4 protein-coding genes are annotated in these 16,287 nt (G+C 43.0%); all 4 read right to left on the bottom strand.

The window, feature by feature from the left end:
• Positions 1 to 263: 263 nt before the first annotated feature.
• From PUT07_RS30760 to PUT07_RS30745, 4 genes are read right to left on the bottom strand one after another with little or no spacing between them, the layout of a single operon-like run.
• Positions 264 to 2,354: a 3'-5' exonuclease gene (locus tag PUT07_RS30760; protein ID WP_274472602.1), complete on the bottom strand. Its 2,091-nt coding sequence runs from the start codon at positions 2,352 to 2,354 to the stop codon at positions 264 to 266.
• Entirely contained in the window at positions 2,354 to 8,701 is a 6,348-nt protein-coding gene (locus tag PUT07_RS30755; RefSeq protein WP_274472601.1) for a DEAD/DEAH box helicase, read from the bottom strand. The genes PUT07_RS30760 and PUT07_RS30755 overlap by 1 nt, the downstream gene beginning before the upstream one ends.
• 35 nt (positions 8,702 to 8,736) lie before the next feature.
• Positions 8,737 to 13,455, bottom strand: coding sequence for an Eco57I restriction-modification methylase domain-containing protein (locus tag PUT07_RS30750; protein WP_274472600.1), 4,719 nt, complete (start codon positions 13,453 to 13,455; stop codon positions 8,737 to 8,739).
• A gap of 1 nt (position 13,456) precedes the next feature.
• Positions 13,457 to 16,279, bottom strand: a complete 2,823-nt coding sequence (locus PUT07_RS30745; RefSeq protein ID WP_274472599.1) for a DEAD/DEAH box helicase — start codon at positions 16,277 to 16,279, stop codon at positions 13,457 to 13,459.
• Between the last annotated feature and the right edge of the window lie 8 nt (positions 16,280 to 16,287).

Here is a 16,287-nt window from a genome sequence, read left to right as displayed (position 1 = left end):
GAATTAGCTAGACACACTTGCCACTATTTCACTTTCTATACCCAGGATTCAACTCGATACAATAATAGAAGATGCCAGATCATGTTTATCACTTAAGATGCGACGAACAATCTGCTATAAATTACTATGATGTAAAAACGAAAAACTCCCCTTTCTCAGAGAGTATTACTTACATAATGATGTTTATTTCGCCGCGGCTAAATTATAGTCACATATTTATGTTTTAAGAACTACATTAATTATTCAAAGAAACCTTCAGCTTGTTAAACAATCAGTTCCGATTGTTGCCCATAACTAGTAATATATGCTGTTTCTTGTGCACGGGTTAGCGCGACATACAACAAACATTTTTCTGCTGTTATGGACTCTTCTTCTGCTACGGTATCGGTCGTATCAATAGCAGTATGAAGCGGAACAATGCGTTTGTTCACCGCGGCAACAAATACATGCTTGAACTCAAGTCCCTTTACACGATGCATGGTTGCCACACGAACTCCCTCTATATTTCTATCATCGATTTTATTTCGCTTGATTTCATATGTTCTGATTCCAATAGCTGATAAACCGGAAATATAATCATCAAGCAGTTTATGTGTACGTGCAACTATACATATGTTCTTGAAATCCGTCCCTAATGAATTTAGCCTTTTGATCTCATCTATGATAAAGTCCAGTTCTTCTAATGCAGAATTATAGCTTTTTATTACAGGTTTAATCCCGTGGGTCAATGATCGGCAACTATCACCGCTATCACTCTCAGTATCAAGGTCATCAAAGGGGACTCCTCGTAAAAGCCCAAACGCATACTTTCTAATCTCTTCAGTGGTACGATAATTAATCCTTAAGCGACTGCTTCTTCCACGTACGTTTATTCCACATTTAGATAAGATAACTTTATTTTTATAAATTCGTTGGTGGGCATCGCCAACAATAAACATATCATTTTTATGTTGTTCTCCTGCGATTGAACGTAACAAGCGAAACGCATTTATACTTAAGTCCTGTGCTTCGTCTACAATTACTGCGGAGTATTGGAAGATTCCGGGATTCTTAAGAATCATCAATCTACACTCATACATAGCCGTTTCCAAATCTCTGATCTGTCTGTCTTTCATTAAGGCTTGAAACTCTTCGATTACACTCCAGACTTGGATTCGCAATTTTCGATCCAGGCGGGTACCTCTACCGATGCGAGAAGCTTTCATGTAGGTTTCTTTGGTATATGCTTCTTGCACAGAAACAACCTTTGTCCATTCCTCCATATAGAATTGTGAAGTAAGACCTGAAGAATCACCCGCAAGTATTATGGCCTCATCCCAAATTCTGCTTAGCTGTTCATCGTATGCGATCGAGTATGTAAACCCTTGATCCCGCATAAACTGCATAACCCAAGCATCGAGATTAATCACTTCTATACGTCGCAGTTCATCAACAGTACAAATCTTTCGGAGATTTTCTTTTATATCCCCGGCAAGATTTGTAGTATAGGTGGTAAACAATATTTTCCCTTTACCATCTATTTGTGAGGCTAGATACTTTGCGCGATGCATGGCAACGACAGTTTTTCCAGTACCTGCACCACCTATGACACTGGCAGGTCCGGAATAATCTTTATTTGCAATTTTCTTTTGCGTTGGATGTAGAAAGACACGCCATTTCTCCAGCGGTTCTGCCATGATCCGGCGAAGTTCGTCTTCACCTTCAATGATGACAAAGTTTTTCTGGCTTCTTGCATGATCTAACGCCGTTGCAAAATTATTATCTTTACCCGTCTCGTCAGACCCGTCCTCAAAGAGTTGGGACACTTCCTCTACAGTAAATCCATTAGCAAGCCATTCTAAAGATTCATAAGCATCTTCCGGGAATGATTGTTTCAGTGAGAATAGCATTTCCTCGGACACGATGGATCGGACCAACGGAAGTTGTTCTTCAGGAACCCCTAGCGATAAGAGTTCTTTATCGGAAACTCCAACAAATAGCTGGTCTTCCTCTATTGAACCAACTGGGGACTCCATCGTTATATCGAATACTTGCACGTTACCCGTAGATGGATTGATCGTACATTTTTTCCTCTGAGCCCACGCATATGCGTCATCATGATGGTCCACCCATAAGAGAAGATAAACACCTGTTTCCTCTTGCCGAACAACAATTCCTCTATACGTATCATCGATACGAACAGAGCAAATCTTATTGTCACTCGCATTCTTGATTTTTTCATAGTTAATACCTGGAGACTGTGGATTGTTCCTGAATTTATTGATGAATTCGGTAACTTTACCCTGAATTTGTCTTGGCAACGCCGCAAATGCAGTTAAGAAATCCGAGGATATCGCGACAACCGCTTTCCCCATTAACTTTTACCTCCTTTGATGACGGATGGAATATCATCATTCAAGGTAAACACGGTCCATCCGGCATTTTCAAATACATCCTTACTATCAATTTGCTCCATCAACAATGCGGCAACCTTCTCTGATTCCCAAGCCATTTCGCATTCGGCAATAACTGCATCGTTCGCATCCGTTAGCTCATATCCGACAGATGAAGGAACTCTTACATTCTTGGATTGCAACTTAATGGCAAGTTCTGAAGCTTCATCGTCAAATAGGTTCTGCTTGATTTCGGACCATTCATCAGGTGCAGACGATAACAGTTCATCAACATAATCATTCGCGGGACAAAGTAGATTAAGCAATTTGCTGTAAATCAACTGTTGAATGCCGTCTGTCGTGACACCCACGAAGTTATCCGAAAACTGCATGAGATTATAAAATTGCCAAAATCCGTTCCAATCTGCTTCATACTTGTCGGTTCTCGATTCGCTTATATCCTGCAGCAAAGCACACACGATAGGAAGTGCATCACCCTTTTTCTCTTTCATCTCAGAAGTCTTGATTCCTGAGAAAATCTTGAGGTTAGCGTTTGACATTCGGGGAGTCCAAGTTCCAAATATACATTCGTTCAATATAAAATCGGAATCAAATCCCTGGAAATCTTCAAGTAGTTCTTTGATCTTTCCATACCATTCATCATAAGCAATCCGATCCGTAGCTTTACGTGCATCTAATAATGATAAGGATACCGCCTTGGCATGAACCTTAAACAGCTTCTCCGGTTCTGGCATTTCCAAATAGTGCATTAACAGCTCCATTGGAGTTGCTTTATCTGGCCGCAATGCTTCCGCACCACCGTGTTCAACTGTTCGCTTGTACATTGACGAACCCGAAGGCATATTTTCCGGCAGCAAGGTCAACGTGGCGTAATCCCCCTGGTTATTGAACGCACTTTGAATATCTCTCCAGCTTAGAGTCCATACACGAAACTGATTGCTTCTTCTAATGGCTTCCCTTTTAAGGGTATCATCTGCGCAGTTATCCTTATGAAATAAGAAGCCATCCGTATAGATTGCAACCGGCCGTTGCCCACTGAATTTTCTTCTCGGCCATAATACAAAATCTGCACGAGATTTTACGGATACGCCATATCGCTCGTCAAGGAGGACTTGAGGCTCGATGTCCCATGCACATTCTCCGACTTTCAAGGAATAGCCTTCCTTAAGATTAATAAGAGCTTTATCAATTTTTACAGTTCTATTCTCATTCCCCATCATCTCAAGAGCTTGGATAAATTGACGCTCAAGCTCGCTTTCAAAGAGCGAATTCACAGGGACGTTCCCTAATTTGTCAATTTGTTCAATATTATCTTTCCCGCTAAGTATTTGGCGCAATAAATGAATGGCAGTCTTTCTAGAGATCTCGCCTATATTCTGACTCTGACGATAAGCAAATAAGCAACGGTAGCAACCATCCTTCTGCAAATCTTCTTTACAGCTGCAATTTTCAAGTACCGTGAGGGCTTTTTCGAAGATTTCAATTAAGGCATGATCTTGTTGCAGCAATTGCTTTAAGTAACCTGTTCCGCCAGGTACTGAATCAAATAGTACGAGGTATTGTTTGCGATAACCTGCATCCTGTACTGGAACTTCCGTTAGTGTTGCTCGCAGATGATCGACATTTCCGAAGTACTCTTTCATCCCAAGCATGAACGCTGCAATGAAGGATTCTTGTCTCGTCTTTGTAAAATCGAGGGTTGTTGCAGGAACAAGAATTCTCAACACTTCAGTTGTAAATTCCCGGTATAAGAACAGATACTCCTCATAGGGTTCATGATCTCCCGGTTGCGGATTCTTGGCACGGCATGTAAACGTATGATCTGGAGTACCATTATTCGTTTGTATTCGGCCGCAGTATTTACAGATCCTGAACCCTTTTCTTACCTCTTCTACTCCGGAAACCGTAAGTTTCTCCCCTTGCACGTCACTTTCGCCGAAGTTAATTTCCCGCAGAGTAGCTTTCTTTACGAACTCGTATCCAAATTTAAATTCATCATTATCCATGCGATATGCTTTGACTATATCTTGATCTTCGTCGACATCCACAAGCAATTGCTTACAGTAGAATACCGAGCTGCGATCATCACTTTCATCGCCGATTTGGGCTTTGTCATACGGCATATTGGAGTATACCATCTTGACTTTAAGCATCGTCCTGACCTGACCAGCATCTGCCCATCCAGGGCTCCCACATCTCGGGCATGCGGCAGCATGCGTAAGGTGTGTATTCTCCTCTGCGTGTGAACAGTTCGGACAAAGCCGCCATTTCGCCGGCTGAGCCGTCGTCGTGTCAATCTGATTAATTTGCAGCTTCTTTCCATCCACATAAAAGTTATTGGCTGGTGCAAATTCACTCAGTGCGGATGACGCACTTCTGCTATATTCGAAGACCATCTTTTCGTATTTGCGATTCTTATTCTCCTCTTCGTTGCCCGCAGGCTCTTCTTTTCGAAAGAGTACAGCCTTCAAGACGATTCCTGCTTCCGGAAAAGCATAGTTTGGCAGAAGTCCCTCATCTGACATGAAATTATACACGTTCTTGTTGTTGAGACTCTTGACTACATTACTGAGAGCATATAATTCGCTCTTCAGCTCTTTGATTTCTTCCTCGTACGACGAGTCGTTCGGCCTATTCTCAATAATTTTAGTTAATTCTTTCAATTGCTTTATATTCGTATATAATGAATCTCTTTGCGATAGTAGGGATTCGAACGCCTCCAGAATTTTCATATGCATCGGACTGTCTTCCAGACCATTCCCCTTGGCAAATCGTTCAAGTTCCCGAATCGAATCCTCATCCAGTCCATCATTTGAGCGAGCAAATAGTTGTATGAAGGTTCGAATGAGGCTAGAAAGGTTGCTCTGTACAAATTGCAGAAAGTTAAAAGGATATATATCGGGGGAGCGTTGCGTCAACTTGTTCAGGCAGATTCCCACACGATCCGGAATTGCCTTATCCGGCACCCCCCGTTTGATCCAACTGTCCATGCTATAGGCAACGAATTGACGCTCTAGCACTGCGGAAGCACGAAGATAGATTTTGGGCGGTTGAACCGTACCCTGAATCATCTCCATCGGTTCAGCATAAAAGTAAAGATCATGAGGTCTTGCATTCGATACTACAATCGTCAACGCATTGCCATCTTTACGTCCCGCACGGCCAGTTCTTTGCAAGAATTGGGCCTGCGCAGGGGGCATACTGCACAACACTACGGTAGACAGGTCGCCAATGTCAATCCCCATCTCCAATGTGGGGGTACAGGAAAGTAAATTGGCATCCCATGGCTTCCGTTCGTCAATGTTTCGTTTAAATATGCGTTCCAGCTCTTCACGATTATCCCGCTCTAATAAGCCCGTATGCTCCCGCGCATTAACACGAATCAAATCGCCATTGCTGTATAGTTTTCCATAATAGCCAAGCTCCTGTTCTTCGTCATCAACCAAATTGCCACCACAAGTATGGCGAATACAAGGTGCTCCGACCCACGAGGTCCTATTCTCTTCTGAAGCTGAGACACCTGTGCCGCATTGATCACAAACCAACTGGCTCACATCTGTTGAAATACGAACGGCAGATTTATTAATGGCATAAACTGCGTAAGCGGGCGGTGACGGGAGCGTTTCAACAATACCGCCCCTGATAAGTTCACTCAATATAATTTCTGCAATATGGTCCGCAACATCTTCACCTATTAAGGGTTCGTCAATGCAAGCATCGATCCAGTAGGCGTATTTAGAATTCCCCTTAAGCGCATCAAAGCTCCAAAGCCGTTTCGAACCTTCATTTAGCTTATAAATAAAACGGGGGATATTTCGTCCTGCCGCTGTACCCGGCATCCATTTTGTTTTGTCATTTGAGAGTAGATAAGCTTTCCCCTCATTCATGGTAAATGTATTAAATACGGAATCATGAAAAGCTCCATTTGACCGCATGATATGTAAAAACCCAACAACCATACGTTGGAAGACTTCAGGCTGACACTTGGTTAGCGCGCCCAGCTCATTTATGGTTCTTTCCCTTATCCGATTCGCTATTTCTCCGATTTTGTCCCCATCGAAGCTTAACACTGAACATCCAGACTTTTCCAGTGTTCTGCCGATGCGGGAACTCATTCCATATTCCAACATAATCTCATATTTGATTCGTTTTTCTATTCCTTCCATGAGGCGATTTGCCTCAACGCCATGCCCAAGAACTCCTGCTGTTTTCATTCTTTCATAGGCGCTCATCCAAGTCATATTAGGTGCAATGAAAAAACTAACGAATTCTTCATTCGTCAGGTTCTTGCGCCAGTATTCAATAAACCGCGTTTGAAATTGATCCAGGGATAATCCTTTTCCTTCACGAAGGGCAAACCGTTGGATGGCACCACGTAAACCAAATTTCCACGTACGGGAATTAAAAAATCCCGCTCTGTGTGCAGCATCCTGGACATTATCCGAGAAAGCAAGCAGTTTCTTATCGTCATTGAATTTTGAAGAGTATAGTTGAGTAACCTCCGCACTAATAGCTGTGGCACTCCTCAATCCCATTAGGGACAATCCATGCCTACTGTTGCAGAACGGACAAAAAAATTGCTTGTTATCACCTTTACCTACAATATTATTTAGCGGCAATAGAACCGGAATGCTTCTATTCCCACAAGAAGAACAGTGCTTGCCTCCCTCCCCCAGGTCAAGCTGTAGACAATCCGTACATAGACGGGCTGGAATCATACCCGGTGGTTTGGCTTTTTCATTGGAAGGGTAGACCATTTTCACTTTACTATCTTGGCTAAAATACAAATTATAGAAGGTGTCCAAGTTAACCATTGCCATATTATTTCTTTCATTCAGGACACCAACCCAACCGGTCTCCCCGCAATCCCGACAGTTAACGACAGGCAAATATTGTTTCGCCTGATGTTCATTCAAGTCTGTTGCAAGTGCATACTCAATATGATCTCCACTGACTTTGGCAAGTAATCGCCTGAGTTCCCTCATCCAAAACTGCACCTGAACATCCACTAATTTGCGTAAACTTCCTTCTGTTCCGATTCTTGCATGAGAAATCAAAGCAAATAATGCATCAAGTGCAATTGAGGGATTGCTCAACCTCGAAATATTAGGAAATACCTCTTTTACTTGCCCACAGATATATTCTACTTGAACATAGTTGTTTTCCATGAGACCAAGCATGTGCTGCATGAAGCTGTGCTTCATTAATTGCTTGCCCATTCTAAGCCGTGCGTCGGCAGCCATTATATTCGATTTGTCAAAGCGGTCTTCAAACCAGCTTTCAGCCGCGCATTGCAAATAGGCTTCCAGTTCTCCTTCGTTAATATGAGACACTAGCTTCTGGCAATGTTCTTCCGATGGAAGGGAGAAGTCTTCAATCTCATATCCTGAGAAAAATTCCGGAGCAGTCAGTCTATCTTCGGTAATTACCGCGTTTTCCTCGAAAGCCTCGCCGAAGATGCTGCTTGCATAGTCTCTGATGTATCGCGCACTTTCCTTTGACCCCATCGTTGCCGATGTTCCTACACAGCACAAATAACCTTGCTGCGTATATAATCGAGCTTTCAGACGTCTCAATAAGCATGCTAAATCCGTACCTTGTGCGCCGTCAAAGGTATGAAGTTCATCGACAGCTATATATTTCAAGGTGTCGGGACGATTGGCTGCCCATAGCGACGCGTCTTTTGGACGTACTAATAAATAATCTAGCATTTTGTAATTGGTCAACAAGATATCCGGAGGACTGGCCAACAACGTTTCATGATCGGTGATAATCCGGTCCTTACTCATCGTGCGAGAGGCCTTAGCCTCATAACCTCCAACATACATACCCGCTTTAACATTTCCGCGCAATTCCGGACTTTCATCGATGAGCTCTGCAATGCGTTTCGCTTGGTCGGAAGCAAGAGCGTTCATCGGATAGATGATCAGTGCTTTAATACCAGGTTCGCCCCGGTGACGGTAACAATACTCCAGAATCGGATAAAGGAAACATTCCGTCTTACCGCTGCCTGTGCCTGTCGCAATCAATGTGGATCGCCCGTCTTCGCCCGCTAGCCGTTCGAATGCCCGTTGTTGATGCAAATAGGGTTTGTGTTTGGGATGGATCGCATCAAATTTAACGGACTCCTCCTCCGCTACCCTGAAAGGCAAACGTAGGGCGACATAGGGATCTCGGAATACGGAGTTCTTCGTACCCAGCATGTTCGACAGAGTACCTTTGAATGCGTAATTGGACATTGGGAAAGTCGTGTCGATATAATCGCATAACCCTCCCTGCAATTGCCTTGCAAGTACTGAAGGTATCAAATAGAATCTCCCCCTATGTAACGACGTAGAAAATACTACTGTTTATATTTCTTCTCAAAGAATGCCCACGCTGTCTCGTAGTCCTGCTCCCGATTACATCGATCAAAAGGGGCTACATATTCAAGGGTACGCTCTACAGGGCCACCAGGCATCTTATCATCGGTAATTGTGCTATAGAACGTTTCACCCGCTTGGGCATGCTTAATCGGTTCAAACTCTGTACGGCTGAACCCTACCCCTGTTAGGCTACGGTTATTGGTGAATACAATTCTACCGTTCTGGTCGTACCATGTATCCGCTTCGTATTGTTGTAATACTGGGAATTGGATACGATATATGGTTTTCAGTTGTTCCAGTGTCATCCCCAATGCCATTGCGGTAAGCACATCAATCTCCACTAGTGCCTGTCTGCGTTCGTAGTCTGTTCGCAGAGGTGTGTCCCAAGTCCACTCAGAAGTTAGGGAGCTAAATCTATCTGGATAAAGACGCGGATCTTGTTTTGACCAACCTTCTGCACCAGATAATAATTTGAAAGATTCAATCCATAACTGTTTATATTGTGAATTTAAGTCGTTTAAAAGAACACCTCTCAAGCATAGAGACTTAATTTTATCGTTAAAGTCAAACATAGGAAAACGCTGAACAATATCAGATTGAAGATTCGACTTCCCTAATACCTTCACAAGAAAGTCAAATGGTATTGATGCCCATAGTCCCAATGCCTGTAATGCCACTGATAGGTGCTTAAATGATACACCGAAGATACCATGAATGTGGCCTGTAGACATTGGGGGCATTACTGAAATTAGTGTCCTTTCTCCACTCAAGTTAAGCATTTTCCGTGCAATAATGCGGTAAGATTGAGATGCTTTTTCGCCCCATCCTGTTGACGGCATACGCTGTGAATATTCGCCTGTTGTACAGGCAGGCGAATAGTTACATCTTTGTAGGTACTCCTCTGGAATAGCGGTTAGATCAATATTGTCGAAGTCACTATTTAATCTACATACCCTGCGAGATGCTTTAAACAATGGATTCGCAATACCAATGTGCGGTCCAGAATAGATCATATCCAACGTCGATTCTGGAACATGCACTTTTCGTATAATAGTTCCATCCTTCTGTGCGTTTGTTTCATGCCACATTTCGGTTGTGTAAATCTCATCTCGAATACTACTTAACGTCTCCTGATCTGCAAAACAAAACAAAACCTCAATTAACTTTTGCGCGTGAATTACCGGTAACCGCGCTTGTTTCCAGTTATCACTACCGTCAAATAACTTTGCAAACAGTTCAAGTTCTTTCCTATCAACCTTAACAACACGCCCCGGATGTCCATTTGTATTCCAGTTATTATTTTCGTCCTTGATTCCAGGTAATGCTCCAGTTATCGATTTGTCATAACAATGTTCTATCGTATCTACAGCAAACAGATTTCCAATAGTATCAAATGAAGCGGAGGCCAAATTACAGTAAACATTCAAACTAAAAACCGTATTATGATGGACTTCAGCAAACAATTTTAGCTCATTGGTAAACTGAAAATGCTTCCTCAGCTTCGGATATAGGATTTCCCTCAAAACTCCACCTTTCGGATCATCATAAACCCCATCAGGATGAATAAAGGCGCTCATACCAGTCTTACAACCATACCCCCAAGCTTGCGGTAGGAAGCATTTATATAAATTAGTTTGTTGACCCTTTAATTCAGAATAATTCTGAACAGCATTCAAAAAATTTTGCGTTCCTGACATAGATTCATATTCTTCTAAATAAAGAGCTACTGTTTTTGAATCTACTAGAGCGTTAGCCCTGTGCTGCGTAGTTTGTGTTGCAGTCAGTTCTTTTACCGCAAACATCGGATTCCTATCCGACAAAACAGCCTGTTCATTCCACTCTACTTTTATCCACGGTGGATTACCAATTACTAAATCAAATCCACCACGCTCAGCAAACAAATCAGCAAACTCTAACTCCCAGTGCATAAACTTCTGGTGATCGGCGATTTCTTTAACTAAAGCAAGACGAGGTTGTTGTTGGCACAGCTTTGGAATGTCCACTACGCCCATACCGGAATACAGTTCATTAATATCAATAACCAGCTGTTCATGTTCGGTGGGGAACAAGGACAGCTGACCCATTTTAACAGTTTCGCTAACACCCTTATAAGTTTGAATTGTGCCTTCCAATATCAAATACATATCCGCGATAAATTCACTTCTCGAGGGCATAAGGTCCGCTTTGTCGATGGGCCAGAACCAAAGTGAGCACCAATAGTCCATGGCAAATTTGAGCCTTGCATAGGGCCCTGCATTGATCTGCTCCTCTGATTTATAGAGCGTTTTATAGATCATGTCCTTTTCGCGGATTGTCGTACGAGACGATTCCATTTCCACCTTCTGACCGTAAACGTTAATGGTATCAGATGTTTTATCATTCACTTCATTACGCAACTTTACCTGCTTTTCCCACAATTCATCAATAATTCCGGACAAGCGCAATAGATTTTGGATATCGTCCTCATCATATGGCCGCGTAAACTTCTTGTTCCAATCTTTTATTATCTTCAATTTATCTTGTGCAAGCTCCTTAATGACTTTATCCGTATAGTTCGCCATACCGGGGGCGCCCGTCAGGAAATGATACACCTGCTTTCTGGGCATCCGTTTATGGTCCATGGGAACACGATCCGGTGCATTATCATACCAGCGTATACCGCTTGAAGCGGTTTGCAGCTGTTCGATCCGATAGCACTGTCTTCTTGCTCCAATCAAAGAGTTACCGCATACCAGCTGCGTTCCGAACCATGGCACATAACCGCCTTTATGGATGGTATTTAGCCATAACGAAACCTCCGCGAGCTCTACGGCAATCGGATTCAAGTCAATGCCGTATACATTATGATCGGCTATATACATCTTGACTTTTTGCAGCTCATTGAATCGCTTCTCATGAGATATCGATTCCCCAAGCTCCTTCTGCTTCTTGTCGAGATAAGCCTCAGCCAGCTGGTTGATGGCTTCGTTCAAGAATGCAGCGCTGCCCATGGCAGGCTCACAGATGGTGAGATTTAGAATCTCATCGGCAGTTTTTCTTTCAAGCAATTCGTTCAGCGCATACTTGACCAGACATTTCGTGAGAACTTCAGGTGTGTAGAAGGATGCAGATTTTTCGCGTTCACGTCCGGCAAGACGATAAATAAATGCGCTCTTCTCATATTTGCGCAGCTTTCCATCCGAATAACGAGCACGTTCGTCCTCTGTATAATTCTCAAGTTCATGCTCCGGGACAAAATATCCTACATCCAGTTCATCAATTTCATCACGCGCACGCTTGACTTCAAATAAGGTTTCCTGCGCAATAAACCCTCGATAAGACAATAATGCCTCATATACGGCTCCCATCTGGTTGATGCCAAGAGCCGCATAGGAAATACGACCACGACGGTCGTTTCTTTTTCCTGTGGGACGAGTGATGCTCATCAGATCAATAATCTTTAGCATCACACGATTTCTCAATTTAGCATTCGTGAGCAGAGGTGTATATTCCGGGTCGAATATATGTGCTTTTAGAGGGTCAATCACAAATAGGTGATGTAAGGATTTGAAAGAAGACAATTCCTTCAATTCTTCCTCAGTCTTGGGGTAACCGTTATATATTAAATCGAAAAGCTGCGAAAGCGTTTCCTGCAGAAAATAACCCTCTCCGACTTCGCTAGTTTCTTCTCGAATAGTATCTGAGATGTCCCTCAAGCTCTCAAGGGAATACCCTTGTACATAAGCTTGCGATTTCATAGGAGCATAACCGAGTTCAGGTCGAGCTTCAATAAAAAGCATAAACAACATCCGATACATAAAACGCAAGCATTGAATAGATAAATCTCCAGCATCAACGGGACTATCCCCAAGGTCTAACCCTAGTCTATGTGTCCTATCATAAAGAACTTCGTTGCCAAGCAGTTCGATCGATTCGCGCAATGCATATTTTAAGTCTTGGGAAACCCCACTAGCGTGCTTATGGCTATTTTCTTCAAGGGCATCCAACAGTGGATTCCCTTCTTCAGGACATAGGCTTTCCCTATGCAATAAGACACTCATCGCCTGCAACGTGCTCTCTTCACGGCGTCTAAATATCTCCTCGATGTCGAATTCTAAGTATCTTTTCTCATTCCATTTGTTCCGATCAAGGAGAGCGATTGTATTTTCGCCGATCACAATCAACCACCGGGGGGGCTCTGGCAGAGAAAAGAACAGTTTTGTCGCCATATCTTCGTTAGTAAGATATGACTTATCCCCTTCATGACTTTCAACCGAAGTTGAATCAAAGCAATATTCATGCAACAACGCCATGTCCTCATCTGACTCTGAATGCGACAGCATAATCCAGAGCAACGGTGCTCCGTTGTGCTTTTTTATTTCCGAATAGATATAGGCATGATTCTGCCCATCATCTAATGGTATTGTAAATGATACCGATTTTTCATAACCAAGTGCAGCCATATACATATCGGCCATATCCCGAATTAGAAGGTACCTTTGCGACGAACGTGCACGGGACTTTCTTTCGCGCATGACATAATAGTGTTGTGCAGTCTCGCGCAGCAATGACCATGGAGTCCGAATGTTTTCGTTTTCCTTTGCCGATGTCCGCCAAGTGCTGATCGATTCAGCCGTATTCTCTTCAAAGATCGAATTCAAATAATGGTTGGTATAATACTCGTTCACATTCCTGATTCCAGTTAAATCAATTGCCATATCAGTTCACTCCCGTAAGAACTGCAATAATCCGCAGATATGGATTGTCCTTTATTTCCAGCGTATCTCGCACCCATTCCGTAAACTCATTAAAAATTCGTTCAACTTCTCGTTCTTTGGCACTTTTCCTTCGATCGTCTTCAAATAAAGATAGCTGGTAATCCTTATGCCGCTCCTCGAGCGCAGCCAGCTTATCAATTTCCGCACTAATCTCTGGATTTATTCGATTACGGTACCCTTCGCTATATCGTTTCAGTACTTGTTGGGCCTGGGACACAACAGATGGCAACAGGGCTTGTGCTGCTTCCCTACTTACTTCGGAAAGCCTATTTCTGTTAGGAGTATCACTTCTCCCATAGCCGGACTTGGCTATTACCTGTTCCATCGTCAGTTCTTCCGCGAACTGTCCATTGATGTATCGAAGCCCGAACCATTCATCTACAACCGGAGTTGATTTTCGATTCGGAATGGTTCCAGCCACAATATAGAGAAATTCATTCTCAGATAATTTGCCGGACAGGCCAACTATGGGTGCTTCTCCTCTGCCGTAAAGGAGCCCGGCCTTGTCATTGACCCATTCAAAAATAGGATGGAGCGGCCACAAATATTGGGTTTGGGGCCAGGCTGTATCTTCCATATTGTTCTGCATGCTGCGTTTCATCTCATCCATACAGAACTGTTTGTCTGGACTTAAACGCATGAAGTCGGCTTTCGGCAGTGCTTCTACCGGGAGTACAGCTTTTAATCTTCGATTTAATTCGGGGGTAACGGTTATTTCAAGTCCCGTAACTGTTTGCAGCTCTTGCACCGGATTTTGTTCAGTCTGCGAGAAATAGAGGAGCGCGTTTTGTAAATAATCCTTATCCCCGTACAGAGTCTCCTCATTTACCACAGTTGGAGGCTCTTCATCAGACGATGCACCTTGCATTAATAGTTCAAACGGGTCGAAATCATCTGCAGTCTCATCAATTTGTTTGCTGAATTCATCAGCACCTATCCCCTGTTCAATAGCAGTTGCCGTAATGAGTTCTTCTTCTTCGACATTGAATGTTCCCATCAACAAGGTTGGGTCCCCAATGTTTTTATAAGCCTGTTCCTCCTTGGCAACAAGAATCTCCATTATTCTCATGTCGCCGCGGATCTTTTCATTCTTGCTGTTAATGAGAAAATAGCGAATATCAGGCTGCTCTTTCTGACCATAGCGATCGATACGCCCATTTCTTTGTTGAAATACCATGAGTGACCACGGAATATCAAAATGGATTAATCGATGACTTAGATAGTGCAGATTGATTCCCTCTGAAGCCACATCAGAAGCGACTAGAATCCGGATTGGGGATTCCTCGCGCCCAAAATCTTCAACAATTTTCTGCTGATCGGCATCACTCATGCCACCATACATTTCTTTAATGATATTTTCATCCAATTCAAGATCTTTGCGAAGCTGGGCTGCAAGGTAGCGCATTGTTTCAATTCTTTCAGTAAATATCACAATCCGGTCGTCTTTCCTTTTTACGTTCCATCCATAGTTCTTATCCTGCAACAAGTCCAATAGTTTCTGGTAGCGTGAAAAGGATGACGGTTCTATTCGGAGTAAGGTACTTTTGAGCTTTTCAAGCTTCGCAATATCACCTATAGGGCTTGCATCGTATTTTTTATGAAGCTTCTTTAATCGCTCGTCAATACTCTTTAGACAAGCTACGGGGCTTGAAAACATTGCCTTTTCAAGGCTTGTCTTAAATAATTGCCCGGCGATACGAGTGCTGGTGGTATCCATTTCAAGCTGCATTTCAGCAAACACCTTGAAAGCACTTTCTTCCTCAGGGGATGCATCACACTTTTCAATGCTAACCTTTCTTTCTTTAAAGGAACCTTTAATCTGATCTTTTACATCCTTTTTGAACCGTCGAATACAAAGCCCCTTAATATCCTCCTTGGAATAATCGTGAGGATTGGCTATCGCAGTTGGATCAAGCATATTCATCAAGGAGGCGAAACTTTCACTTCGTCCGTCATGGGGAGTAGCCGAGAGCATGATCAACGTATCGGAGCGCTCTGATAGCAATTTTGCAAGCTTTGCCCTCTGTGCCTGCCTTCCACCCCTTTCGGCTACATTATGGGCTTCATCAATGACAATAATATCCCACCATGCATTCTCCAGGTGCGTTCTATATTCAAGGTCTCGTTTCAAGGTGTCGATCGAAACAATGGTTTTATCATAGTAAAAAAAGGGATTATAGTTAGAAGGCAACTCCGAACGAATCTTGGCGATATGATTAGAGTCAAGTCGCACTAATGGAATCGTAAATCTGTTCCACAGCTCCTTCTGAAATTGCGTCATCATACTTTTTACTGTTACGACCAGAATCCTCTTTCCTTTTCCCCTGGCTATCAGTTCGGCCATCAATATACCCGCTTCAAGCGTTTTGCCAAGGCCCACGGTATCTGCAATGAGTACTCTTTGGCGAGGACGCCGAAGAGCAACTTGAGCCGGCTCAAGCTGAAAATTCATTAAATCCATCGCTGCTTTTCCACCAACGTGAAGCATGGAGTTTGTCGGTATTTTCTGACGCCATTTGCTTTCTACAAATAGACGGGATTTTTTGAAAAACGGTGAATCGTCGATGACTAGTCTAGTTTTTGCAGGATCAACCTGTTCTATTGTTTCGATATCGGTAAGAAAAATCGCTTCCTTATCCTTTACCAACTTAGATATTCCTACACAGTAAATCGTTTTTCGGTCTAAACTATTGGTTTCAACCTTCTTTATCATCCACTCTTCATCTCGGATAATAACGCGCATACCTGGAGCGTAATCTATCATAATATCAC

The sequence above is a fragment of the Paenibacillus sp. MAHUQ-63 genome (genome assembly GCF_028765165.1).
GTDB lineage: Bacteria > Bacillota > Bacilli > Paenibacillales > NBRC-103111 > Paenibacillus_E.
This window is presented reverse-complemented; position numbering and strand designations above follow the sequence as displayed.

Coding starts and splice junctions, on each gene's coding strand:
- PUT07_RS30760 (WP_274472602.1), bottom strand. CDS start 2,354: ATGGGGAAAGCGGTTGTCGCGATATCCTCGGATTTCTTAACTGCATTT.
- PUT07_RS30745 (WP_274472599.1), bottom strand. CDS start 16,279: ATGATAGATTACGCTCCAGGTATGCGCGTTATTATCCGAGATGAAGAG.
- PUT07_RS30750 (WP_274472600.1), bottom strand. CDS start 13,455: ATGGCAATTGATTTAACTGGAATCAGGAATGTGAACGAGTATTATACC.